Origin of the sequence: Cobetia sp. BMC6 (assembly GCF_029991385.1) — a bacterium.
Lineage (GTDB): Bacteria > Pseudomonadota > Gammaproteobacteria > Pseudomonadales > Halomonadaceae > Cobetia.
The window spans coordinates 877318-901075 of the sequence record NZ_JAKUMF010000001.1 but is presented as its reverse complement, the minus strand read 5'-3'; the positions used below and the strand labels follow the sequence as shown (position 1 = coordinate 901075).

General features: G+C 63.1%; 19 protein-coding genes. 3 read left to right on the top strand and 16 right to left on the bottom strand.

The window, feature by feature from the left end:
• Positions 1–97 precede the first annotated feature (97 nt).
• The 4 genes from eat to MKZ40_RS03840 all read right to left on the bottom strand — a co-directional run bounded on the left by eat (position 98) and on the right by MKZ40_RS03840 (position 4963).
• Positions 98–1516, bottom strand: a complete 1419-nt coding sequence (gene eat, locus MKZ40_RS03855) for an ethanolamine permease (protein WP_175089511.1) — start codon at positions 1514–1516, stop codon at positions 98–100.
• 72 nt (positions 1517–1588) lie between these two features.
• Positions 1589–2449: an ethanolamine ammonia-lyase subunit EutC gene (gene eutC / locus MKZ40_RS03850; protein ID WP_175089510.1), complete on the bottom strand. Its 861-nt coding sequence runs from the start codon at positions 2447–2449 to the stop codon at positions 1589–1591.
• The gene (locus tag MKZ40_RS03845) at positions 2446–3852 is read right to left on the bottom strand and encodes an ethanolamine ammonia-lyase subunit EutB (protein ID WP_175089509.1); all 1407 of its coding nucleotides are present in this window, start codon (positions 3850–3852) and stop codon (positions 2446–2448) included. Before MKZ40_RS03845 ends, eutC begins: the two co-directional genes overlap by 4 nt.
• A gap of 178 nt (positions 3853–4030) precedes the next feature.
• Positions 4031–4963 carry a MurR/RpiR family transcriptional regulator gene (locus tag MKZ40_RS03840; RefSeq protein ID WP_175089508.1) on the bottom strand — a complete coding sequence of 311 codons (933 nt, stop codon included), beginning with the start codon at positions 4961–4963 and terminating at the stop codon, positions 4031–4033.
• A 165-nt stretch (positions 4964–5128) separates the two neighbouring features.
• On the opposite strand from MKZ40_RS03840, the gene MKZ40_RS03835 reads away from it, so the two are divergent.
• The 3 genes from MKZ40_RS03835 to MKZ40_RS03825 all read left to right on the top strand — a co-directional run bounded on the left by MKZ40_RS03835 (position 5129) and on the right by MKZ40_RS03825 (position 8594).
• A complete protein-coding gene (locus tag MKZ40_RS03835) occupies positions 5129–6457 on the top strand; it encodes an aspartate aminotransferase family protein (protein ID WP_175089507.1) in 1329 nt (442 codons plus the stop codon).
• A gap of 65 nt (positions 6458–6522) precedes the next feature.
• Positions 6523–7095 carry a carboxymuconolactone decarboxylase family protein gene (locus MKZ40_RS03830; RefSeq protein ID WP_175089506.1) on the top strand — a complete coding sequence of 191 codons (573 nt, stop codon included), beginning with the start codon at positions 6523–6525 and terminating at the stop codon, positions 7093–7095.
• Positions 7096–7337: 242 nt separating this feature from the next.
• Complete coding sequence (locus MKZ40_RS03825) at positions 7338–8594, top strand: FAD-dependent oxidoreductase (protein WP_175089505.1); 1257 nt, start codon at positions 7338–7340, stop codon at positions 8592–8594.
• Positions 8595–8628: 34 nt separating this feature from the next.
• Here MKZ40_RS03825 and MKZ40_RS03820 read toward each other — a convergent pair whose 3' ends face one another.
• The 12 genes from MKZ40_RS03820 to MKZ40_RS03765 all read right to left on the bottom strand — a co-directional run bounded on the left by MKZ40_RS03820 (position 8629) and on the right by MKZ40_RS03765 (position 23726).
• Positions 8629–9735, bottom strand: coding sequence for a glycosyltransferase family 4 protein (locus MKZ40_RS03820; RefSeq protein WP_175089504.1), 1107 nt, complete (start codon positions 9733–9735; stop codon positions 8629–8631).
• A 643-nt stretch (positions 9736–10378) separates the two neighbouring features.
• A complete protein-coding gene (locus MKZ40_RS03815; protein WP_175089503.1) occupies positions 10379–10858 on the bottom strand; it encodes a hypothetical protein in 480 nt (159 codons plus the stop codon).
• Positions 10859–10875: 17 nt separating this feature from the next.
• Positions 10876–12042 (bottom strand): glycosyltransferase family 4 protein, encoded by a 1167-nt coding sequence (locus MKZ40_RS03810; RefSeq protein ID WP_175089502.1) that lies wholly within the window; start codon positions 12040–12042, stop codon positions 10876–10878.
• 163 nt (positions 12043–12205) lie between these two features.
• A complete protein-coding gene (locus MKZ40_RS03805) occupies positions 12206–13324 on the bottom strand; it encodes a hypothetical protein (RefSeq protein ID WP_175089501.1) in 1119 nt (372 codons plus the stop codon).
• An 8-nt stretch (positions 13325–13332) separates the two neighbouring features.
• Positions 13333–14130: a glycosyltransferase family 4 protein gene (locus tag MKZ40_RS03800; protein WP_175089500.1), complete on the bottom strand. Its 798-nt coding sequence runs from the start codon at positions 14128–14130 to the stop codon at positions 13333–13335.
• Between the two features lie 114 nt (positions 14131–14244).
• Complete coding sequence (locus MKZ40_RS03795; RefSeq protein ID WP_175089499.1) at positions 14245–15234, bottom strand: phosphoribosyltransferase family protein; 990 nt, start codon at positions 15232–15234, stop codon at positions 14245–14247.
• Positions 15235–15375: 141 nt separating this feature from the next.
• A complete protein-coding gene (locus MKZ40_RS03790; protein ID WP_217485851.1) occupies positions 15376–16500 on the bottom strand; it encodes a glycosyltransferase in 1125 nt (374 codons plus the stop codon).
• Complete coding sequence (locus MKZ40_RS03785) at positions 16494–17963, bottom strand: lipopolysaccharide biosynthesis protein (RefSeq protein WP_175089498.1); 1470 nt, start codon at positions 17961–17963, stop codon at positions 16494–16496. Before MKZ40_RS03785 ends, MKZ40_RS03790 begins: the two co-directional genes overlap by 7 nt.
• Complete coding sequence (locus MKZ40_RS03780; protein WP_175089497.1) at positions 17954–18817, bottom strand: WbqC family protein; 864 nt, start codon at positions 18815–18817, stop codon at positions 17954–17956. The genes MKZ40_RS03785 and MKZ40_RS03780 overlap by 10 nt, the downstream gene beginning before the upstream one ends.
• A gap of 2 nt (positions 18818–18819) precedes the next feature.
• Positions 18820–19962 carry a DegT/DnrJ/EryC1/StrS family aminotransferase gene (locus MKZ40_RS03775; RefSeq protein WP_175089496.1) on the bottom strand — a complete coding sequence of 381 codons (1143 nt, stop codon included), beginning with the start codon at positions 19960–19962 and terminating at the stop codon, positions 18820–18822.
• A 178-nt stretch (positions 19963–20140) separates the two neighbouring features.
• A complete protein-coding gene (locus tag MKZ40_RS03770; RefSeq protein ID WP_254627068.1) occupies positions 20141–21451 on the bottom strand; it encodes an exopolysaccharide biosynthesis polyprenyl glycosylphosphotransferase in 1311 nt (436 codons plus the stop codon).
• A gap of 55 nt (positions 21452–21506) precedes the next feature.
• On the bottom strand, positions 21507–23726 hold the full coding sequence (locus MKZ40_RS03765) for a polysaccharide biosynthesis tyrosine autokinase (RefSeq protein ID WP_175089494.1): 2220 nt from the start codon (positions 23724–23726) through the stop codon (positions 21507–21509).
• Positions 23727–23758: the final 32 nt, after the last annotated feature.

Genomic DNA, 23758 nt, shown 5'->3' with positions numbered 1-23758 from the left:
ATCAGATAGAGACGCCAACGCCCGCCATGGTCAGTCATGGCGGGCGTTGGCGTCTTTGCTACCTGAGGGCTTGAGCTGATTGAACTGCTTGAGCGGATCAGCTGGCCGCCAGGTCACTCTCGGCATTCGCCACCAGCGCGAACTCCTCCTCGGCGGTCTTCGCCACCAGTCGATGACGGCTGAAGATGGTGTAGTAGGCGATGCCCACCACGAACAGCACCAGGGTGTAATTGAAGGCACGCGGGTCGAAGGCATAGACCCCGGTCAGCGCGATCAGCGAGAGCACCAGTGCGATGGCGGACGTCACGATGCCGCCCGGCGTGCGATAGGGACGCTCCAGCGCCGGCTGACGCAGCCGCAGCAGGATATGGCTGGCCGCCATCAGCGCGTAGGAGACTGTCGCCCCCACCACCGCCATACCCAGGATCAGATCGCCCTCGCCAGTCAGCGAGACCAGGAACCCGAAGATGCCCGGCACTACCAGCGCCCAGGTCGGCGCCTTGCGCTTGCTGGTCAGCGACAGCGTCTTGGGCAGGTAGCCGGCTCGTGACAGCGCGAACACCAGACGGCTGTAGCCGTAGATGATCGAGAAGAACGACGCCACCAGTCCGGCCAGGGCCAGCACGTTGACCAGCGTCGCCAGCCCTTCACTGCCGGTCGCGTTCAGCGCATCCACCAGCGGCACGGCACTGCTGCCGATCGCCTCGGCACCGGCGGCACCGGCCAGCAGGAAGACGACGAGCACGGCGGTGAACATCAGAAACAGCATGGCGCCGATGATGCCACGCGGAACATCACGAGCCGGATTGCGCGATTCCTCTGCCGCCAGCGGCACTCCTTCCACGGCCAGGAACAGCCACATGCCGAAGGGCAGCGCCGCCCAGATGCCATACCAGCCATTGGGCATGAAGTCGCTGGCCCCCCAGGCGTCGGTAGGTGCGATGTCGAACAGGCGACTGCTGTCGAAGTCACCGATCAGCGCGACGGCGGTGGCAATGATCGCGAACACCGCCAGGCCGCTGATCACCATCATCACCTTGAGCGCCTCGCCGACCCCCGCCAGGTGGATGCCGATGAACACCAGATAGAAGATGGCGTAGATGATCGGGCCATTGATCCCCAGCAGCGACTCCACCGCGCTGCCGATGAAGATGACGATGGCCGCGGGTGCCAGCGCATATTCGATCAATACCGCGAGGCCGGTGAGATAGCCGCCAGCCGGGCCCATGGCCTGACGCGCGAAGCTGTAACCGCCGCCGGCGGCCGGAATGGCCGCTGACATTTCCGCCAGCGACAGCACCAGCGCCAGATACATGATGCCCATCAGCAGCGCCGCGATCGCGAAGCCGCCCCAGCCCGCCTCGCCGATACCGAAATTCCAGCCGGCGAAATCGCCGGAGATCACATAGGAGACCCCGAGTCCCGCCAGCAGGACCCAACCTGCCGTGCCCTTCTTCAACTGGCGTCTGGCCAGATAGTCCTGCTCATTCGTGTCGTGATGCGTGTCGCGAGTCATGGTGCCGCCTTGTTGCCGTCAAGCATTGTCATTGTTGGATCGGGAGTTTCCCGCTGCTGCGCTGCCGTCCCGTCAGGACAGCAGGAAGTTCTGGATACCGCCCCCGCTCTCCAGCGAGTTGTCGCCACTTCTGTCCTTGAGCCCCACCCCGGTGAGACCGAGCTTGCGTGCCTCGCGCAATAGGTAGTGCAGACGCTGGGCGGCCATGGCGAAGTCGAGCCCTGCCGGGCGCACGTTGGAGATGCAGTTGCGGCTGGCATCGCTCAGGCCGACGCGCGGCTGCCAGGTCAGATAGAGGCCGAGGCTGTCCGGAGAGCTGAGGCCGGGGCGCTCGCCGACCATCACCAGCACCGCCCGCGCCTTGAGCAGCTCACCGACTTCATCGCCGATCGCGACCCGCCCCTGCTCCACCACGCTGATCGGTGTGAGCGTCCAGGCATCCGGGCCATCCTCGGCAAGCGTTTCCAGCAATGCCGCGATGAAGGGCGCGGCGTTGTTCTGTACCGCCAGAGACGAGAGCCCATCGACGACCACGATGGCCAGATCCGCAGGCTCCGCTGCGAGGCTGGACAGCTGCTCACACGAGGTCTCATCAAGACGCCGGCCGTAGTCGGGGCGTTGCAGATAGGTGGTGCGGTCTACGGCGCGGCTATGCAGATGCTGGATGTCCGGGGCGTTCTCGAGTGCAGGCAGTTGCTGGAGATCCTCGATCAGTCGAGGAATCTCCAGCGGCAGGTGGACGGCGTCCTGGGCGCGGGCGTGCGCCAGCTGGAATTCCAGCGAACGATTGGTCGGCAGGCTGATGCCGGCACGGCCCAGGCCGATGCGCGCATCCGTGAACTGGCCAAGCCGTTGCCAGGCATTGGGCGTGACGATGGCATCAGGTTCGAGGCTGCGCGAGAGTGCGTCAGCAGAGGGCTGGTCATGGCTCATGCGTCACCTCCGGATACCTGACGCAGGGAATCGGCAAAGCAGGACGGCATGTCAGTGGGCAGCTTCTGCTGGGCGACATCGGTGAAGATCTGCATCTCCTCGAGCCAGGCGGCGAATTCCGGCGCCGGGCCCAGGCCCAGTACCCGCCGGGCATAGAGGGCATCGTGGAAGGAGGTGGTCTGATAGTTGAGCATGATGTCATCCGAGCCGGGGATGCCCATGATGAAGTTGCAGCCCGCCACCCCGAGCAGCGTCAGCAAGGTATCCATGTCGTTCTGATCGGCATCGGCATGATTGGTGTAGCAGATGTCGCAGCCCATCGGCAGGCCCAGCAACTTGCCGCAGAAGTGGTCCTCAAGCCCCGCGCGGATGATCTCCTTGCCATTGAACAGATACTCGGGACCGATGAAGCCGACCACGGTGTTCACCAGCAACGGCGAGTACTTGCGGGCCACTGCATAGGCGCGCGCCTCGCAGGTCTGCTGGTCCAGGCCGTGATGGGCATCGGCGGACAGCGCACTGCCCTGACCGGTCTCGAAATACATCACGTTGTCGCCCACCGTGCCGCGCTTGAGCGACAGCGCGGCCTGCTGCGCCTCCGCCAGCACGCAAAGCTCGACACCGAAGCTCTCGTTGGTGGCCTGGGTGCCGCCGATGGACTGGAAGACGAGATCCACCGGGGCGCCCTGCTCGATGCATTCAATGGTATTGGTGACATGGGTCAGCACGCAGGACTGGGTAGGAATCGAATACTTCTGGATTACCTCATCCATCAGGCGCATCAGCTTGATGCTCTGGGCCACGTTGTCGGTGGCCGGATTGATGCCGATCACGGCGTCGCCGTTGCCGTAGAGCAGACCATCGAGAATGCTGGCGGCGATGCCGGTGACGTCATCGGTAGGATGATTGGGCTGCAGGCGGGTCGAGAGATGGCCGCTCTTGCCGATGGTATTGCGAAAGGCCGTGACCACCTCGCACTTCCTTGCGACCAGAATCAGATCCTGATTGCGCATCAGCTTGCTGACCGCGGCGGCCATTTCGGGGGTGATGCCGGCACGCACCTGCGCCAGCATCGCCGGCGTCGCGAGGTCACTCAGCAGCCAGTTGCGGAAGTCGCCGACGGTGAGATGCGCGATCGGCAGGAACGCCACCGGATCATGCTCATCAATGATCAGGCGGGTGATGTCGTCCTGTTCGTAGGGAATCAGCACGTCTTCGAGGAAGGTCTTGAGGGGCAGCTCCGCCAGACACAGCTGCGCGACGACTCGCTCCTCGGCGGTTTCCGCGATCACACCAGCAAGACGATCTCCGGAGCGGGCGGGCGTCGCCTTGGCCATCAACTCCGCCAGATTGGCGAAACGATGGACCTGACTGCCCAGGGTATAACGGTACTCGCGGCTCATGGAAAATTCCTTGCACTGACAGATGTCATTTCATCTCAGTCGGTTTGCAGGAATCACGCCAATATCTCTCCATGCCTCTTTGGTCCCGCATGCGCCTTGAAGCCGCATTGCATAGGGCTGCGCTAGCACCACTATGGTGCATGCCCGCGTTCACGCTCGGTGCAGTGAGTCGCGGGGGTCAGCCGCGTGCGCCCCCCAGCTTCGTGATGATCGCCTCGCGATGCTTGAGCGAGGCCACCCCGGCCTCACCCAGCTTGCTGGCCACCTCGCTGAGCAGACCTTCGGCGAGGAACATGAAGGCGCTCATGCTGTTGCTATAAAAAAGGCTGTGATTGGGCACATGGAAGCTGTAGCGCGCCAGCGGCTCCAGCGGAGAACTGGCCGAATCGGTCAGCGCAATCACCTCGACACCACGCTCCACCGCCACCTCGGCGCAGGCCACCACGCTTGGGGTATAGGGGAAGCAACTGGCCACCACCAGCACATCACCCGCCGTCAGCTGAGCCAGCGCATCCGCCACGCCCTGACGACTGGCGTCCAGCGGTGCCACGTCCGGGCGCAGCATGCCCAGCCCATAGGCCATGAACAGTGCCAGGGAATTGAACTGGCGCATGCCGTGCAGGCGCACGCGCGGTGCCTCGGCCAGCAAGGTGGTCGCGGCCTCGAAGGCCGCGGCGTCCACCTTCTCGAGCATGCCGAGAATGTTGGCGCTTTCCTGACGCCCCAGCCGCGCAAGCTGCGCCATGGCACCACTGTCGGCATCACGTGACGACAGTCGCGCCGCCTGCTGACTGTAGAAATGCTCGCCATCCGTCACCGCCTGACGGAAGACAGCCTGAAATCGGCTGAAGCCCTCGTAACCCAGCCGCTGGGCCAGACGCGAGAAGGTCGAGGCGTTCACGCCGGTCAGCTCCGCCAGCTGGCTGATGGAAGACACCGCCGTGCGTTGCGGGGACTCGATCAGCACCGCCAGCACACGCCGGGAACTCGCGCCGAGGCGGATATCCACCTCACGGCGATCAATCGCCACCAGCAGCTGCTTCAACCCCTCCAGGGTCTCCGGCGGCGAGTCAGGGGATACGGGCCCGGGGGCTTGTGAGGATGGGGGCATGGGACGCCTCCTTGGCAAGGGACAGGACAGATGGCGGCAACGGTAGCATCTCTGGCCGGTCGAGACCGAAGATTCAGGCGACTTCATGCAATTATTTATTGCATAAAACATAAATGCACTACATATTTGCATTACACCTTCGCACCCCTGCCCCCCGGAGCCCACATGAGTCACGTACTGCATCGCAACCTCAATCAGGACTATCCCATCGCTGCAAAGGGCGATGGCCCTTACATCGTTGATCGCGAGGGTCGCCGTTATCTGGATGCCAGCGGTGGTGCGGCCGTGTCATGCCTGGGGCACAGTGACGAGGCCGTGGCGCAGGCCATCAAGGATCAGGTCAGCCAACTGGCCTACGCGCATACCTCGTTTTTTACCAGTGACCCGATGGAGCAGCTGGCCGACTTTCTCATCGAACGCGCCCCTGCAGGACTCGACTCCGTCTACTTCGTCTCCGGCGGCTCGGAAGCGGTCGAGGCGGCTCTCAAGCTGGCCCGTCAGTATTTCGTCGAGATCGGCCAGCCCCAGCGCAAGCATCTGATCGCGCGGCGCCAGAGCTATCACGGCAATACGCTGGGTGCGCTGGCCACCGGCGGCAACGCCTGGCGCCGTCAGCAATTCGAGCCGCTGCTGATCAACGTCAGCCACGTCAGCCCCTGCTACGCCTATCGGGACCAGCAGCTCGCCGAGACGCCCGAGGCGATGGGCATTCGTCTCGCCGCGGAACTTGAGGAGGAAATCCTGCGCCTGGGCGCCGAGAATGTGATGGCCTTCGTGGCCGAGCCGGTGGTCGGTGCCACCCTGGGCGCCGTCACGGCGGTACCCGGCTACTTCAGACGCATCCGCGAGGTCTGTGATCGCTACGGCGTGCTGCTGATTCTCGACGAGGTGATGTGCGGCATGGGACGTACCGGCAGCCTGTTCGCCGCCGCGCAGGAAGGCATCACGGCGGACCTGATCACCATCGCCAAGGGCCTGGGCGCCGGCTACCAGCCGATCGGCGCGACCCTGGTCAGCCAGCGCATCCGTGATGCCATCGCCAATGGCTCCGGCTTCTTCCAGCACGGTCATACCTACATCGGCCATGCCACCGCCTGTGCCGCGGCGCTGGCAGTCCAGCAGACCATCGAAGCCCGCGACCTGCTCACTCGCGTCAACGTCCTCGGCGAGGGGCTCAAGGCGCGCCTGAACGAGCGCTTCGCGGATCACGCCCATGTCGGTGACATCCGTGGTCGCGGCCTCTTCCAGGGACTGGAGCTGGTGGCGGATCGCGACAGCAAGCGCCCCTTCGACCCGACCCTAAAGCTTCACGCACGGCTCAAGAAGGCTGCGATGGCTGAAGGCCTGATGTGCTACCCGATGGGCGGCACCCTGGATGGCCGCCAGGGCGATCACATCCTGCTGGCACCGCCGTTCATTCTTCAGGAGTCGCACCTGGACGAGCTCACCGCCAGGCTGGGGCGTGCCATCGATACCACCCTTGCCAGCCTGTGACGGCTCAGCTGCAGGCGCATTGCCTGCCCCACGATCTTTGAATGGTTTTGAAAGGAGTGACTTTCATGGCGATCACATCGCGTCTGACCGAACTGGATGACGCCAGCATGAGCACGGCTCAGCGCGAGGTACTGGCCGAGATTCTCAGCGGCCCGCGCGGCAATCTGGACGGCCCCTTCCTGGCCTGGATCCACAGCCCCGAGCTTGCCGATCATGCCCAGCGCCTCGGCGCATTCTGCCGTTACGCCACCGGCCTCGAGCTGCGCCTCAGCGAGCTGGCGATTCTCACCACGGCGGTGTGGTGGAAATCCCAGGCCGAATGGCAGATTCACGCGCCGATCGCCGAGCAGGCCGGCCTCGCGCCCGAGGTCATCACGGCGCTGCGCGAGGAGCGTGAACCCGAATTTACACGGGACGATGAGCGGCTGGTCTATCGCATCACCCGCGCGCTCTACGCCAAGCGGCGCATCGATGATGCCCTGTACGGCGAGGCCGTCGCGATGTTCGGCGAAACCGTGGTAGTGGAGCTGGTCGGAGTGCTGGGGTATTACGCCCTGGTGGCCATGACGCTGAATGTCTTCGCCGTCCGGCGCGGTGATGACATCCCGCTACCCTTCGAGGAGCCGAGCCGAACTTGAAGCGCGTGTCTTGAAGGGCCTGGATTTCGCCACGCCCGCAACGCTTGAGTACGACACGCACGGCCACAGCGCGCTTGCCCAGCTGTCGCACGCGAGGCATTCTCGAAGGTCTCCTGCTGCGCCCCGGCCACCCTCGGGGCGTGCGTCATTGCGGCGCGAATACCTCGATGACGGCGCTTCGATATCGACGCCAGGATGACAACACCTCGATAACAACAAGATGACCACAAGGTGAGCACTCGATGAGTGATGGCGAACACACGGAAGTGGCGGTGATCGGCGCAGGCGCCGTGGGTGTCGCCTGTGCCCTGTGGCTGCGGCGCAACGGCCACGAGGTGATGATGATCGAACGCGAAGGCATCGCCAGCGGCACCTCCTTCGGCAATGCCAGCACTCTGGCGGATTACGGCTGCCTGCCCATCGCTCGCCCGGAAATCTGGCGCAGCATTCCTTCGCTGTTGCTGTCGCCTGACTCGCCCTTCGTCATCGACTGGAAGTGCCTGCCCAGGCTCTCGCCGTGGCTGATGCGCTTCATGGGCCAGTGCAACGCCACTCGCTTTCGTGCCAACAGCGAGATGCTGGCCCGGCTGCTCAGCCATACCTACACGGACTACCAGCCGCTGCTCGACGATGCCCCCGCCGCTGCCGCGATGATTCAGCGCAAGGGCTGCCTGTATGCCTACGGCAAGGCCGAGAACCTGCAGGCCGCACAGGACGATATCCAACTACGCGATCAGCTCGGCATCCACCAGCAGGTGCTGACGGCGGACGAGCTGATCGCGCTGGAACCGGCCATGGAAGGCCACACCGCGGGCGGCGTGCTGTTCCCCTCCTCCTGTCACCTCGACGACCCGCAGGTGTTCATCGACGCCCTGGCCACCCCGCTGCGCGAAGAGAGCCGAATCGTCAGCGCTGAGGTCATCCGCCTGAGCCGACAGGCCTCCGGCATGCTGCTGGAGTACGCCGATGGCCGGCGACTCAGGGCGGATAGAGTGGTGCTGGCAGCCGGGGCCTGGTCGGCAAACCTGGCCCGCCAGCTCGGCGACAGGATTCCGCTGGATACCGAGCGTGGCTATCACATCGAATTCGATCTCGAGCACTCGCCGCTCAACCGCCCGACCTGCCCGGTGGAAAGCGCCTTCTACATGACGCCACTGCACAGCGACGAGGGTGCGCGTCTGCGAGTGGCCGGCACCGTGGAGCTGAGTTCGCTTGCGGGGCCGGCCAATCCGGCCCGTTTCGACTATCTGGAAAGCCGGGTGCGCAAGGTGCTGGGAATCAACGCCCCGGTCGCCCGGCGCTGGCTGGGCTTTCGTCCCACCCTACCCGACTGCGTACCGGTGATCGGCCCATCACCCAATGAGCCTCGCGTGATTCATGCCTTTGGCCATCAGCATATCGGGGTGACACTTGCAGGCGTGACGGGGCGCCTGGTCAGCGAATGTCTAGCCAAAGGCTCACCAGAGTGGATCACGCCCTGCTCCCCTGCTCGGTTTTGAAACCATGCTCCATCTCTGATGTCAGGGCGTTATTTTACGAGGCATCCGCGATGCGGGCTTGACCGGTGGTCAGGCGCTCCAGCAACTGCTGCCACTCGCCGCACAGGGTGTCGGCATCGAAGCGCGCGGCATTGTCGCGCGCCAGCAGGGACATCTCGCTGCGACGAGCCTCATCCGTGATCAGGTCACGGATCTCGCGCGCCAGAGCCTCATCGTCCTCGACATCCACCAGCACGCCACTGCCGCCGGCCAGGATTTCGGCAGGCCCGGTCTCACAATCTGTCGAGACCACCGGCAAGCCAAAGGATTGCGCTTCCAGCAGGGTCATCGGCAGCCCCTCCCAGCGTGAGCTCATCACGTACAGCGCCGCCCGCTGATACTCCTTTTCCACCTGTGAGGTGCGGCCCACGAAGACGACGCTGTCACTCAGGCCCAATGTCCAGGCCTGGGCCTTGAGGTCATTTTCATCCTCGCCCCAACCGACGATGCGCAGCCGCCAGTCAGGGTGGGCCGACACGACCTTGTGCCAGGCATTCAGCAGCACATCGAAGCCCTTCTGCTCCGTCAGTCGCCCGACAGCCAGCACGGTACGCGACGCTGTGCTCTCTTCGCTGGGCCTGGGGAAGTGCGGTACCGGATTCCAGATCACGCCGACCTTGTCGCGGATGCGGTAGCGCGCTCGCCAGGCCTCGGCGTCCCGCTCGGTGAGCACCACGATGGCGTCGGCCAGGCGCACGGCGGTCGAGCGCCCCACCGAACGCAGGCGTGAACCATGATCGGTGGCGAGGTTGAAATGCTCCCAGCAGATGATCCGGGCGCGCTGGAACGGAGCCCACGGCGCACAGAAGGCGAACAGGATCGAATCCACCAGCACCACGACATCAGCCTGTTGGTGACGGACCTTGGCCAGCAGCGCCGAACTGATGCCCAGCGAACGCCGGGCCCCGCCTCTGGCTTCCTTCAGATTCAGGTAACAGGTCGTGATGCTGGTCTCCAGGGCAAACGAGCTGGTCGCTGGCCCGAACAGACTCGCGATCATCACCTCATGACCCGAGCGCGCCAGTCCGCTGGCGATTTCGCATGTGACACGCTCCGTGCCTCCGTCACTGGAAAGATTACCGACGACAAACAGAATCTTCATTGGCTCATGCGCTCCACAGGGAAATGCTCGCCGCGAGGCACCCGACAGCAGACGAGATATCGCCTTGCTTGATCGAAATGCCCGACTGCGGCGCAGAAAAAACCCGCCACCGACGAGGGTCGATGGCGGGAGATAGGGGGAAAGACATGAAGCGGTGCGACCTGGCCCAGCACGCTAATGCAGAAGCCAGTGCAGGCATGGTCGCGCAAAACTACTGAAAGCAAGACGACCGGCGGGCCACACGACATGACAGCTTCATGGAGAAAGATGCCTCAGGCACCTTTTCGGAAAGCCAGTACGTCGGAAAGACAGCACGTCCAGAAAGACAACGCGTCAGCAGGAAACACGGCAATAGGAGCGTGCGTGGTAAGCCGACACGGGGAGCTAGCACGGAAAGCAAGCTCGAGAAGCGAGTTCGAAATCGAGAGTGGCAAGCGGTCTGAGCGCTGAACGAGCACTGCCAGGCAGCATGCGAGAGGCCAGCTCAACGCGCCCTGCTCACCCCCGCCTTCTGAGAAGCACGCTTGTCCTGAATCGGGGTGGGCGTACAACGCGCGCCGTGGCATGGGTGATGACGAGCCAGATCCACTGCCGGCGCGCCAGGTTCATCTCAATCGCTCAATGCTGGCACCTGGAGACAGGATCAGCGGTCAGCAATCGGGTGAGACGATTCAGCGTCCTGCTTGCTCGTCCGGCTGGCAGTGATGGCTTCAGTCGAGACGCGATGGATGATGCCGCAATCTTCACAGTGATAGAGCGGCGCCTTGCCGGCCAGTCGCTGCCACCAATGGCGTTTTACGCGATGTACGCTGGCGCCCCCGCATTGGGCGCAGAAACGATATCCACTCATGACGACATTCTGCTCTCTGTTGATGGTATTCACGGGCATCCTTCCCTTTGATAACGATCGATCGCGTTCCAGCGAGACGGCCTGTTCAGCGACACGCGATGTGTCATTGCAAGAAGAAGCACTGTCCCGACCGATTGAGCTCTCCAGGCAGGCGCCTGTCACTCTCACTCGCGGGGCCATTATGCGCGTTAAATCCAGCAGCAGTTCCTGATATTTGCCCAACCGTCGAGAACGATTTTCTTCATCTTCCTGACGAAAATCCAACGGTGTCAATATGTTAGCGTCCTACCTCACGCAGTAGCGAGTACTGACTTACGCAACTCGATATCCAGTGTGTGCTGCAGACAGCCCAGGTAGGCACGCACCACGATCTGCTGATCGAATTCACGCTCGATACGCACGCGTGCCGCCTGCCCCGCCTCCATCAACGCCGCATACGGCATGTCCAGACAGCCCTGCATCTGCTGCTCCAGGGACTCGGCATCGGCCGCTTCGCACAGCCATCCGGTAACGCCTGGTTTGACCGAGCTGCGACAGCCCGGCACATCACTGACGATCGCCGGACGTCCCATCGAGGCCGCCTCCAACACCGTGCGTGGCATGCCTTCCCGGTACGACGGCAGCACCAGCACATTGGCCTCGGCCAGGAAGGGGCGCACATCCCGCTGTTCGCCCAGGTAGTGCAATATGCCGCGCTCGCGCCAGGCCGCGATTTCCTCATCGCTGATCGCGGTGCGATTGCTGATTCCCGACGGGCCGATCAACCAGAAGCGTGCCTGCGGATAACGCTCATGCAGACGCTCGGCCGCCGTCACGTATTCCCGTACTCCCTTGTCGCCGATCAGGCGTGCGACCATCACGAAGGTCAGCGGTGGCGTCTGCGGCTGCGGGGCAAAGGCGAAGCGTTGTGGGTCGATACCGGCGCCGGGCAGCACGACAGACGGTGTGGACTTCTGCAGCCCGAGGCGCATGAACAGACGCTGATCATCGCGGTTCTCGAAGAACACGCAACGCGCGCCACGGTTGGCGAAGCCATACAGCGCCCGTACCCGACGAAACAGCCAGCTGTCATGTATGAAGGCGGTGCCCAGCCCCGAGACGTTGTTGGTGTAAGGAATCTTGAGCAGCCGACAGGCCAGCCCCGAATAGACATTGGCCTTGATGGTGAAGTTGAGAACATAGCGTGGCTTGAGTTTCAGCAATGTCCCCAACAATGCCAGCAGACTCTTGCCCTCGCCGATCAGCGAGGTGCCCTTGCCTTCCATGCCCAGCGCACGATGCTCGACCTTGAGCTCGTTCACCAGGTACACGCTATGCGCATCGGTGGGTGCAAGGCATACCACGCGATACCCCGAGTCACGCAGCCCTTCGATGACGCCGCGATGGAAGTTGTAGAGAAAGAACGACGAGTTGGAGACCAGCACCACCGTGGAGGGCTGTGCGTCACGTGTTGGCATGGGGCATTCCTTGCGTGTCATGCGAAGAAGAACATGCGCGAGCTTGAGCCCGCGCGACCGGCAGCATCCCGAAGAGAGGCCATCGACAAGCGAAACGATCGAGAAGCGACACCAGCGAGAAAGGAAGGGCGTCGAGTCCAGTCCAGCAGCTCGGTCCAGCAGGTCAGTCCAGCAACGCAGGCCGGCGTTGCTGCTGCCACAGCCGCACCAGTCCTGTGTCATGCGCCATGCACACCACATAGATGACCAGGAACGGGAAGCGATAGCGCACCGCGGTGCCGTAGTTGAAGACGACGAGCCCATAGATGGTGAAGGCACCGATCAGATACAGCAGCCAGAAGAGCGTCTTCTCACGCTGGATCTGCCAGCACTTGAGGGTCAGCCAGACAAGGAAGGCGACCACCAGCAGGTTCTCTCCCGACTGGATCAACTGCAGCACATTGGCGGCTTCCCAGGGCAATGGCTTGATCAGGAAATAGAGCGCGCCCTGGATTCCCGTCACCACGAAGTCCCCGAAGCCTTGAATGACTTCCACATCCTCGATCTTGCCGCCATCTTCCAGATACATGGCCGCGCGGAAGAAGTTGATCTGGTCGACCGCCAGCGGATAGATGACCAGCACACTGGCGGCCAGCCCGACCAGCAACCAGCAGAATCGCCTGGTCGACAGGCCCTGACGGCTGACGTCGTAGAGGAGATAGATGCCGAGGAAGATCAGCATGATCAGAGCGTTCTGGAACTTGATGATCCATAACGGCAACAGGAAGATCAGCGCCCACACCGGCCGACGTTCGATGGCCAGCAGGAAGCTGCCGAGCATGAAGCCGGTGACCAGGGTGTCGCGCAGGCTCAGTGAGCTGTAGAGCACCAGGCTCGGGTAGCACAGCACGAAGAGCAATACTGCGTGGGAGATGATGCCGCGGCGAATCAGCACCATCAGTGCGCCGATATAGAGGAACTTGTTGAAGAAGCCCAGGCTGGTGATGGTCTCCGCCAGCGGCAACGGCAACAGCGCCAGAAATCCCGACGAGACCGAGACGGTCAGGGAATGATCCATCGCTCCCCAGTCCATGCTGCGCATGGCCAATACCTGCTCCCAGTAGCGGAACTGGTCCGGCATGTACTCGGCATCGAACAGCACATCGTTCAACAGGTACGGCACCGCACTACTCAGACTCAGGATGATCGCGACATTGCGCGTTACCCAACCACGCAGAAAGCCCACCATCACCAGTACCAGACAGACAAGCAGGTTGGGCAGGTCGAGCAGAATGTGTTCCATGGAAAGACTTATTCTCGTGCGCCGCTGTTGGCCAGTTCGGCCTGCAGACTGGCGGATGTCATGAGGGGCGCGGACGCGCCGGTATCAGCGCTGGTGGCCTGGCGACTCACCACGCCAGAGGTGTCGAGCGTTGACGAGGACTGCGCGAGGCCAGCCGCAGCTCCCCCACTGCTGACCTGCCAGCCCCGGGTCGAGAAAGGAGATGCGCCCTCGACCTGGGCTGCCGACAGCATCAACGACAGGCACTGCATCAATTGATGCTCGCTCAGCGCTCCTGTCTCCTCATCAGGGGTCAACGGCAACGTCACGACGCGCGCGGCCTCGATTCCGCCCTCGTGGCGTACCTGGCAGCCGGCTTCATCGCTTTCGACCAGCACCAGTGCCGCATGCGGATACTTGAGCGCCATCCTGCGCCTCAGGCCCCGCGCCTTGCTGCCAGCCGCCACCAGTTCAGTGGCCGGTGACACGACATGATGTGCAATCACCGGCACGCGCCAACGGTCCAGACGGCGCGCCTTGAGCGCATTGAGGTTGGCTTCCAGGCCGCTGGACAACAGGACACACGGGCGATGACGCGCCAGATAGCGCGTCAGGGCCAGCACGCCCGTCAACTCAGTGTGCACGCCCAGCTCTACCAGCCGCACCCCATGGGCCAGACCTTCGATCAACTCCTCATGGGCCTGGGGCACGATGAGGTCCACCTCGTGCCCCAGGCGCGTCAGCCCCGCCGCCAACGCCAGCATCTGGCGAGTCTCGAGGGTCATCTGCCGTGCCACGACCAAAAGCGCCATCCGATGCGTCTTCATTGCCACTCCTTCGCCAGTGTTTGCCTTGAGCCAGGCTCGATCGAATCAATTCACGATGAGCGCCATGTCATCTGCGCATGGCGCTCATCGTCAGCCCCACTTCCTTCTCTGCGTTCAGGCCAGTCGCTGATAGACACTGCGCGCCTGGCGGGCCAGCGGCGCCGGCAACCAGGCCACGACCCGGCGCGCCATGCGCTTGAACATGCACATCAGCACCTGGCCCTTCTTCTGCGCTGACATCGAGGCCCACTCGGGGGTCATCATCTGGTGGGCATCCACGCAGTAGACAGGCCTGCCGGTCATGCGCGTGATGTTGGTGGCCTGCCCCACCTCGCTCTCGATGAACAGGCGACAGCCGGAGTCACGGTAGTAATCCGCCTTGTGGCTCGAATGGCGGTTCTGGCGCAGGCGCTCTTCCTTGCTGGGCAGGTCAAGCATGATCAGGTGGTCATACTCGACACCGTGACGGGCCAGCCAGGCGGTCGTCTCGGGGCGATATTTTTCCAGCCGATTGGTAACCAGCGAGTGCACACGGTAGGTCGGGATATGCAGAGGCGCCGCGTTGGTCAGGAAGTCGCGATAGCGCGGGCCGTCATCGTTCTGCTCAGATGTCGGGTCGAGGCACAGCACGCCATCGATATCCAGGCAGCTATCGGCCAGCGCCGGGTGATGGAACAGATTCCACTGGAAGGCACGCGGGTGCTCCAGCTCGACCAGATACATGTCCACCCCCACCACCGGTGCCGGGTTGGCATAGATGACGCAGGTGGTGATGTCACAGGGACATTCTTGCGGAATGCGCGCCAGGGAGGCCTTGAGCGAGGCCCCACTGTTGAAACTGTCATCGACCAACAGCACACGCTGACTTTCCCAGGCGCTCTGCGCCGTACCACGTAGCTTGCGCGTCATTCCCTTGCCGGGCGAGCCGTTGGCGATGAAGGTATCGAGGTCCGTGCAGGCTCGATTGAGCATGGCGCTGATCATGTAGGCCGGCACCATGCCACTGCGCGGGATCCCGACGATCAGATCGAAATTCCCGGCTTGCAGGCGCGGCAACTGCCTGGCGATATCCGAACTCAGATCGGCATAACTGCGATAATTCATGTTGCGGTCCCCTTGCGACTCACGACGGCCCGAGGCCGATATTCTTCGCGCTTTTGTGTGTTGCAGCGCTTTTTGATGTCATTGAGGACGTCCTGTCATCAAACGCTTCTCTCGCCCTCATCTCCCCGATAATCGGGGCATTCAGGCGCTTTTCCGCTTCTGTACTGCGCTGTCGGCTGTCACACGACGGCGACGAGTGCCTGTCAACCTGGTCATCACATCCTGGCGCACGAGGCGCAGCAGCCGACTGCGGTCCATGTGCGAAAGCAGCGCGACCCCCTGGCGGAAGTTGGCCAGGCGCTGCATGGGGCTCGCGGGCGCCATCACGTACTGCTTGAAGTAGTGATAGAGCGGGATATACAGGCTGTCGGAATGCGGCATGTGCCGGGTATTGGCATGAAAGACGTCGATGGCCGAGATCATGTCGCGCTGATAGCGCTGTTCGGCCTCGCTTTCCTGCTGCTGCGATGTCCAGGAGCCCTTGGCATTGCGGCGATAGACACAGGCAGCATCTTCGTAATAGAGAGTCTCGCCTTGCAGTGCCATGTAGGACTGCAGGAAGAAGTCCATGATCGGGGCACCGCGATAGGACGCCATCATCGCGTCGACGGTGGCGTCGACGCGTCGGAAGCTGAAGGCCGGTGACGGAATGGAGGCGCCGCGCAGCCCGATCACCGCCTCGGCAGAGATCTTCTTCACGCTATCGGCATAGCGGCAGATGAGCGAGTGCTCGCCGGTGGCTTCATTGAACTCCAGCGCCGGATGGAAACAGACCGTCGCCTCGGGATAGGCGTCGAACAAGGCGACCTGACGGGCCAGCTTGTCGGGCTTGATCCAGTAATCATCGCCTTCGCAGTAGGCGATGATGTCGCCACGCATCACCGGCATGCAGAAGGTGATCGGCCAGATATGCTGTGAATACTGGTTCACGTCCTGCAGGATCGGCCGCACGATGTTCGGGTAACGGGCCGCATATTCCTCGATGATTTCCCGCGTGCCATCGGTCGAGGCATCGTCATGCACGACGATCTCGAACGCAAAACGCGTACGCTGCATCAAAAAGCCATCCAGCGCCGTGCGAATATAATCGCCATGATTGAAGGCGAAACACATCACCGAGACGCGCGGGGCGCTGAGATCGCCCTCCCACTCCGCCATGATGGCGGCTTCCTCGGCAGGCACCGGCGGCACAGGCAAGGGGCCCGACTGCGATGTGCCATCCATGAGAGGCGTCGCGAGTGCCCGGGCATAGCTCAGTTCTAACATGCAGTATTCCCCACTTTCCGTTGTGAAAGACGCTCCTGGATCCATCCGGCGCCGTATTGCCAGGCCGCGAAGCGCAACCAGCAGGACAGCAACAGATAGGCCGCCCCTGCCAGCAGGCCTGATACCACCAGCACCACCGGCGCCGGCCAGATGGCCAACAGCGCAGGCACGGCCCACCAGGTGGCGCCCGCCACCGCAGCGGAAAGCCACAGAGCCGGCAGGAAGTCGGCCAGCTGCTCGCGGATGCTGTAGTTGATCAACGCCCGCGAGAACCAGGCATTGGGGATGTAGGACACCACCGCCACCACGATCTGGCCGATCAGGATCGCCATCACGCCATGGCGCCAGGTCACCGCCAGCACCGCACAGATCAACACCTTCTTGATGATCTCGAGCCCGAGGAACAGGTCCGAGCGGCCCTTGACCTTGAGCACATTGAGATTGAGCGTGCTCAGGGGATACATGACGGCCGCGATGCACATCAGCTGCAGATAAGGCACCGCCGCAAGCCACCGGCTGGGCAATAGCGTCAGGAACAGCGGCTCGGCCAGCGCCGCCAGCAACAGCATCGCCGGGAACAGCAGATAGACCATGACCTGCAGGATCTGACGATAGGCATTCTTGAGGCGTACCGGGTCCTCCTGGATGCTCGCCAGCGCCGGGAAGGTCACGTTCTGCACCGCCGTCACCAGCTGATTGATCACCAGCTCCTTGAGACGCTCGGCGAAGAAGAACAGTCCCGCCACCGAAGCGGAGAACAGCTTGGCGACCAGCAGTACGTAAAGATTGACGAACACCACATCCAGCATGCGCGACAGGAACATCTTGTAGCCGAAGCGGAACATCGCCTTGAAGGACACCACATCGAATTCCAGTCGTGGCCGCCAGCTCCCCCACCACCACATCAGGGCGGTAGTGACCAGCGCCGCCGTCAACATCTGCCCCACCAGCGCCCAGACCCCGAAGCCCAGCCAGCCCAGCAGCACAGCCACCCCGCCCGACACCACGCTGCCGGGAATGCCAGCCTTCATGCGCGTGCGAAAATCCAGAGCGCGGTTGAGCATCGCGCCCTGAATGACCTCGAAGGAATTGATCAGCACCACGATACCGCCGATACGCACCAGCACGATCAGGCGTGGCTCGGCATAGAAGTCGGCGATCAGGGGGGCGCTGGCATACAGCAGGCCGTAGGCCAGCATCCCGAAGGCGATATTGCTGAAGAAGGCGGTGCTGGCATCACGCGGCCCGAGGGTCGGCATGCGCAGAATGGCCTGTTGAAGACCGGAATCCATCATGGCCGAGGCGATGGTCAGAAAGACCAGCACCATCGCCAGCAACCCGAAATCTTCCGGTACCAGCAGCCGCGCCAGCAGCAGCGTGACCAGACTGGCCATGCCACGCCGCAATAGCTGATCGGAGAAATTCCACAGAATGCCGATGGCGGTCTTGTTGCTCAGTGACACGAGGCGAGGCCTCCCTGAACCGAGTGGGTGGAGACATCGCGCACCAGCGGCCCCGGCACAGAGGCCGTGTCTCCAGCAACATTGCCCGCGGCGCGCAGCAGCTCCGGGCCTTCCGGCAGCAGCTGGTACTCGGCGAGTCTGTCGCGCACCTCGCTCGGTGAACACCACATCAGCATATCGATGATCGACAAGCCGGCGACGAACTCCTCGTGACGCTCTGGGCGGCATATATCTGCCCCCGCCTCGCCACACGAATCACGCGGTGTCTGGCAATAGTCACTCGGCTGGCTTGCGAGGAATGACAGCGTGATGCCATGGGCCGCAAAGGGAGCCGCCTGGTAGAGCTTGCGACCGCCGATGCTGTTGATGTAACCCTTGGCCCCGCGCATCAGTGACATCCCGATCAGGCGGTCCTGGGCCTTGAGGCTGCGGTCGTGCTCAAGCTCGCTGGTGAGCAGAAAGCGACACTCCAGCCCCAGGTAGTCACACACCCGTTCGAAGCTGTACTTGCACAGCGCCCCGATGCGGCGGTCTTCATGCTGGAACACCGACTGCAGCAGCGGCATGACCTGTGCGTAATACGGTGCCCTGGCATAGGCGTGATGCAGCGTGGTCAGCAGGCTGTCAGGTGTCGGGCCGAAGACGAGCTCGCAGATCAGGCGGTTGGGCGATGCCTTGGGCACCGACAGCGTGAAGCGATGCGCCCTGCCGCCCAGCAGCACATTGTTGCGATTGATATAGCCACGCGGAATGAAGGCGACATCGTCATAGACGAGAAACTCGTCACAGGCATGCATCAGCTGGAAATAGCCGATATGCGGGAATAGATAGGGCTGCATGATCGCGATGTTCATGATCAGGCGGCCTTGACGTGGCGATTGACGATGATGCGCACCGCCCCGAGGATCTCGCTGACCTCAAGGCCCGAGTAGAGCGGCAGACACAGGATACGACTGGCGATATCGGTGGAATGCACGATCTGCGGGGTGATGACATCCTCGTCCTGCAATTCGGCGGCGGGCCGCCCGAGGAAGGACAGCGATTCCAGTGACGGGCAGAAGTAACGTCGAGCCAGATAGCCTTCCTGCTGCAGGCGCTGCATGACCTCGAGGAGCATGCTTTCGCTTTCGAGGATGATCGGGAAGTAGGCGTAATTCAGGCTGGCGCCGGTCTGGCGGGTCTGCAGCTGGACATTGCCGCGCAGCGCCTGGGCATAGGCATGCCAGACAAGCGCCCGGCTCTCCAGATTGCCTTCGATCTCATCCAGCACGCACAGCCCCATCGCCGCCTGGAACTCGTTCATCTTGGCGTTGATGCCCAGCTCCTCGATACACTCCGGGCCGGTGATGCCGAAGTTGATCAATTTGCGGGCACGCTCCAGATCTTCCTTGCGCTTGAAGATGATCGCGCCGCCTTCGATGCTGTGGAACAGCTTGGTGGCGTGGAAGCTCAGGGTGCTGGCATCGCCATGTGACAGCAGGCTGTTGCCGCGATAGGTCACGCCGAAGGCGTGAGCACCGTCATAGATGACCTTCAGATCATGCGCCGCGCCCAGCGCATCGATGGCCTCGACATCACAGGCATTGCCGAACACGTGCACCGGCACGATGGCACGGGTGCGTGGCGTGATGGCCGACTCGATGCGCGCCGGGTCCAGACACAGGGTGTCGGGGTCGATATCCGTGAACACCGGCTGCATGCCCTCCCACTTCAGGCTGCTGGCGGTGGCGATGAAGGTGAAGGGCGTGGTGATGACCTCCGCCGGTTCGTACTGGCCCGGCATCTGGGCGATGCCCAGCGCGCGATAGGCGATCTGCAGCGCCAGGGTGCCATTGCTGACCAGCAGCAGGTTCTCGACACCCAGATAGGTTTCCAGACGGCGAGTGAGCTCCTGCTCGAGCGGGCCGTGGTTGGTCAACCAGCGCCCCTCGAAGATGGAATCCACATAGCGGTCGAAATTCTCCCGCTCCGGGAAGTAGGGACGCGTCACCGTGATCATGATATCGACTCCTTTCGTACATCAGATGAAGGTTGGCTCTGACAGCAGACGAGTGCCCGGTGCAGCGAGTCGCTGCCGAGTCCCTCTGGCAGCGACTCGCTACACGTTTCAAAGCAAAACCGCGCACTCGCCTGCGCATACGCTCGTCTACAGACATCTACAGATAGTGAAGACCCGCTCAGCGCGAGCCGTTGCCGCTGATCACGATCTTGATGGTGCGGATCACCACCAGCAGATCGAGCCAGAAGGAAAAATGCTTGATGTAGAAGAAGTCGTATTCCAGCTTGCGGATCATGCCTTCCACTTCAGCGGCGTAACCCTGCTCGACCTGCGCCCAGCCGGTGATGCCCGGGCGCACGACATGGCGGTAGTGGAAGAACGGCACGTCCTTGCGATACCAGTCGGCCAGATTCATCGACTCGGGGCGCGGGCCGATCAGGCTCATGTCGCCCTTGAGCACATTGAACAGCTGGGGCAGCTCATCGAGACGACACTTGCGGATGAAGCGCCCGACTCGCGTGATGCGTGGGTCACTGCCTTCCTGGGTGAAGCCCGCGCCCTTCATGCCGTCGTACATGCTGCGGAACTTGTAGACGGTGAAGGGGCGGCAGTGAAAGCCCATGCGCGGCTGGCGGAAGATCACCGGCCCGGGGCTGTCGAGGCGGATCGCCAGCGCCGTCAGCAACATGACGGGCGCCAGCAGCGGCAGCATGAGGGCGGCGACGGTGAAGTCCATCCAGCGCTTGATGACCTCATAGTCTTCCCGCGGCGTCAGCGAGCCGAACTCGTTGGCGTAGAGGTGATCCAGCAGCACGCGACCGGTGATCATCTCGTGGGCATGGGTCGCGTGATAGACCGGGATACGGTGGATGGTGCAGTCGGCCAGGAAGCTCTCCCACTCGCTGGGCAGCTCACCGCGCAGGTCCGCCACCACGCCGTCGATACGCGGCAGACCGACCAGGTCCGGCCCGCGCAACGACAGCCACTCGACGCCCGGGCGAGTGCACAGACCCGGTGCCTTGCCGTAGGGCACCACCGCGAAGCGCATCCGGCGCAGTCGGGTGTCGATGTAGTAGTAGGCCGTGCACAGGCTCACCGCGAGCAGGAAGGACAGGCCGACCTGGTGACGCGAATACTCAAGTCCCAGCACGCCCAGCACCATCATCAAGGTCAGATAGGAGATGACGATCGCCGGCACGACATAGAGGTAGGAGCGCGTGCCCGGCAGGCGGGACAGGCAGTTGACAGCCGTCACCGACAGGGTGTACGCCACGCCGGTGCCCAGCAGGGCATGCCACTGATCATCGCTGGTCAGCCACCAGTGGGTGTCGCCCTGCACCAGCTGGTTCAACCCTGCCTGGTACAGTGCCGGCGCGATGACCACCACCAGCATCCCGAAGATCAGCTGCAATCGCTTGCTGGCCAGCAAGCGCTCGTAGTGATGCGAGTAACGCCGCTGGTGCTCCATCGACAAGGGTATACCGCTCATCGTGCTTACCTCCTCCGTGATTCAAGCGTCATGAGAGCTGCCAAGCGAGACGATGTCAGGCGTAGCTGTAGTTGTAATAGCCGTAGCCATGCTTGTCGCCAGCTTGCGGTTCGATGGCATTCAGGATGGCGCCCTTGACGTGAATGCCGTTGTTCTCGAGCTTCTTGCGCGCATGCTCGAGTTCGCGTACCTGGTTCATGCCAAAGCGCGCCACCATCAGACTGGCGCCGACGTGACGACCGATGATCAGCGCTTCGGTCACGGCCAGTACCGGCGGCGTGTCGATGATGATCAGGTCGTAACGCTCACCGAGTTGTTCCAGCAGCTCGGCGAAATTGGGCTGCATCAGCAGCTCCGACGGGTTGGGCGGCGCGACGCCACGGCCCAGGAAATCAAGATTGTCGATGCGCGAGTGATACAGCACGCTGTCCAGCGGACTGGCACCGCTGAGCACATCCGACAGACCGCCCTGCTCGGAGGTACGCTGGAAGGCGTGATGCAGGTGACCACGACGCATGTCGGCATCGATCAGCAGCACGCGCTGGCCGGCCTCGGCGCTCACCGCCGCCAGATTGAGACTGACGAAGCTCTTGCCGATGCCCGGGCTCGGCCCGGTGAACATCACCGACTTGCGGCGATTGTCGAGCAGCGCGAAGTGCAGGCTGGTGCGCAGGCTGCGCAGGGCCTCGATACTGATGTCCGACGGCTGGGAGGTGGCCAGCACCCCCTGATAGATCTCGCGACCGCCCTTCTCGCCCTTGAGACGCACGCGGCGCATCATGTTGTGCTGCTGCGGGGAGAGCGGCACCGTGGCATAGACGGGCAGGTCCAGCGCCTCGATCTGCTCGGCAGTGTCGATGCCCTTGCGCATCGCATGCCGCAGCAGCGCGGCCAGCGTGCCCAGCATCAGGCCGATCATGCAGAACACGGCCAGCATCAGGGACGTCTTCGGCGAGATGGGCACTGGCTGCAGCACCGCCGGGTCCAGGATGCGCACGTTGCCGACGGTGCCGGCCTTCTTGAGACGCACTTCCTCACGCTTGTTGAGCAGCGCGACATAGATTTCCTGGCTGACTGTGACGTTGCGATTCAGATTGAGTGCCTCGCGCTGGGCGGCCGGCAGCTGCTCGGCCTGCTTCTGCACGCGCGCCTTCTCCTGATTGAGCGAATCACGACGTGCCACCAGCGCCCGATAGGCCGGGTGCTCGCTGGTGTAGGCACGGGACAGCTCGGCCAGGCGCAGCTTGATCTCGGTCAGCTGATTGTCCAGTCCGACGAGATTCTCCATCACCTGCTGACTCTCGGCGGTCAGATCGACCGAGTCGCGACGGCGGCGATAGTCGTTGAGTGCCGATTCGGCCTCATCGAGCTGGCCACGCAGCGTCGGGATCTGGTCGCCCAGAAAGCCGAGCTGATTGTCCGCCTCGGCGGATTCCCGCTCGATGTTCTGCTGCAGGAAGACATTGGTGATGGTGTCCAGGGTGTTGACGATGGCGGTCTGGTCACTGCCGGACAGGCTCAGCGTGACCACCCCGGTGTCGGTGCCATTGCGCACGGCGGTGAAGCGCGACTTGAGCGAGTTGATGGCGCTCAGGTCCGAGATGCTGGTCAGCGTGAAGCGTGCCCCCGGCTCGGCTGACAACTCACGCACGAAGACCTTGATGCCCTCCGCCAGCGCGTTCTCGCCCACCTTGCCATCGACGATCGCCTGCCCCTCGGCATCCCGCAGGCGGTAGCGCTCATCGCCCAGGGCCTCGAGCGTCAGCGTCTGCTGTTGCCACGGGCCACTCAGCTCGAGCGTGGTGACCTTGAGGGTGTCATCGCCCCAGGCGTAATCCTGCCCGCCGAGGCTTGCCGGCAGGCGCAGGTGGCGATTGGAGAGCCAGTCGCCGATGACCGGGTAGCGCACCGGAGAGACCACGATATTGAGGCGCTCACGCTCCACGGCCTGCCCCAGCACCAGTCGTGAGGCGAGAATTTCCAGCTCATCGCTGGTGCTGCTCTCATCGCTGCCGGTCGCCTGACCGGCCAGCGGCCCCAGCAGGCTGGCGCTGCCGCCCTTGTCCTCGATCTGGATCAGGGAATCGGCCAGGTAGATGCGTTGCTGACTGCCGACGAGATAGATGCCCAGGAGAGTGAACAGCAGCGTGCTGCCGATCAGCCACCAGCGTCGATGCCAGAGCAAGGCGAGGATGGTGCTGAAATCGAGTCGGCGCGTGGTGTCCTTGCCAGGCTGTGCAGAAGAGGATGGCATGGGAGAGGTGTACTGATTCATGACGCCGCCTTGAGTAAGCGATTCAGGCCCGG

Excerpts from the sequence above, each read along its gene's own strand:
- MKZ40_RS03765 (WP_175089494.1), bottom strand. The coding sequence starts at position 23,726 with ATGAATCAGTACACCTCTCCCATGCCATCCTCTTCTGCACAGCCTGGC.
- MKZ40_RS03805 (WP_175089501.1), bottom strand. The coding sequence starts at position 13,324 with ATGGAACACATTCTGCTCGACCTGCCCAACCTGCTTGTCTGTCTGGTA.
- MKZ40_RS03835 (WP_175089507.1), top strand. The coding sequence starts at position 5,129 with ATGAGTCACGTACTGCATCGCAACCTCAATCAGGACTATCCCATCGCT.
- MKZ40_RS03790 (WP_217485851.1), bottom strand. The coding sequence starts at position 16,500 with ATGTTAGAACTGAGCTATGCCCGGGCACTCGCGACGCCTCTCATGGAT.
- MKZ40_RS03780 (WP_175089497.1), bottom strand. The coding sequence starts at position 18,817 with ATGAACATCGCGATCATGCAGCCCTATCTATTCCCGCATATCGGCTAT.
- MKZ40_RS03840 (WP_175089508.1), bottom strand. The coding sequence starts at position 4,963 with ATGCCCCCATCCTCACAAGCCCCCGGGCCCGTATCCCCTGACTCGCCG.
- MKZ40_RS03800 (WP_175089500.1), bottom strand. The coding sequence starts at position 14,130 with ATGAAGACGCATCGGATGGCGCTTTTGGTCGTGGCACGGCAGATGACC.
- MKZ40_RS03825 (WP_175089505.1), top strand. The coding sequence starts at position 7,338 with ATGAGTGATGGCGAACACACGGAAGTGGCGGTGATCGGCGCAGGCGCC.
- MKZ40_RS03795 (WP_175089499.1), bottom strand. The coding sequence starts at position 15,234 with ATGAATTATCGCAGTTATGCCGATCTGAGTTCGGATATCGCCAGGCAG.
- MKZ40_RS03810 (WP_175089502.1), bottom strand. The coding sequence starts at position 12,042 with ATGCCAACACGTGACGCACAGCCCTCCACGGTGGTGCTGGTCTCCAAC.
- MKZ40_RS03830 (WP_175089506.1), top strand. The coding sequence starts at position 6,523 with ATGGCGATCACATCGCGTCTGACCGAACTGGATGACGCCAGCATGAGC.
- MKZ40_RS03820 (WP_175089504.1), bottom strand. The coding sequence starts at position 9,735 with ATGAAGATTCTGTTTGTCGTCGGTAATCTTTCCAGTGACGGAGGCACG.
- MKZ40_RS03770 (WP_254627068.1), bottom strand. The coding sequence starts at position 21,451 with ATGAGCGGTATACCCTTGTCGATGGAGCACCAGCGGCGTTACTCGCAT.
- eutC (WP_175089510.1), bottom strand. The coding sequence starts at position 2,449 with ATGAGCCATGACCAGCCCTCTGCTGACGCACTCTCGCGCAGCCTCGAA.
- MKZ40_RS03775 (WP_175089496.1), bottom strand. The coding sequence starts at position 19,962 with ATGATCACGGTGACGCGTCCCTACTTCCCGGAGCGGGAGAATTTCGAC.
- eat (WP_175089511.1), bottom strand. The coding sequence starts at position 1,516 with ATGACTCGCGACACGCATCACGACACGAATGAGCAGGACTATCTGGCC.
- MKZ40_RS03845 (WP_175089509.1), bottom strand. The coding sequence starts at position 3,852 with ATGAGCCGCGAGTACCGTTATACCCTGGGCAGTCAGGTCCATCGTTTC.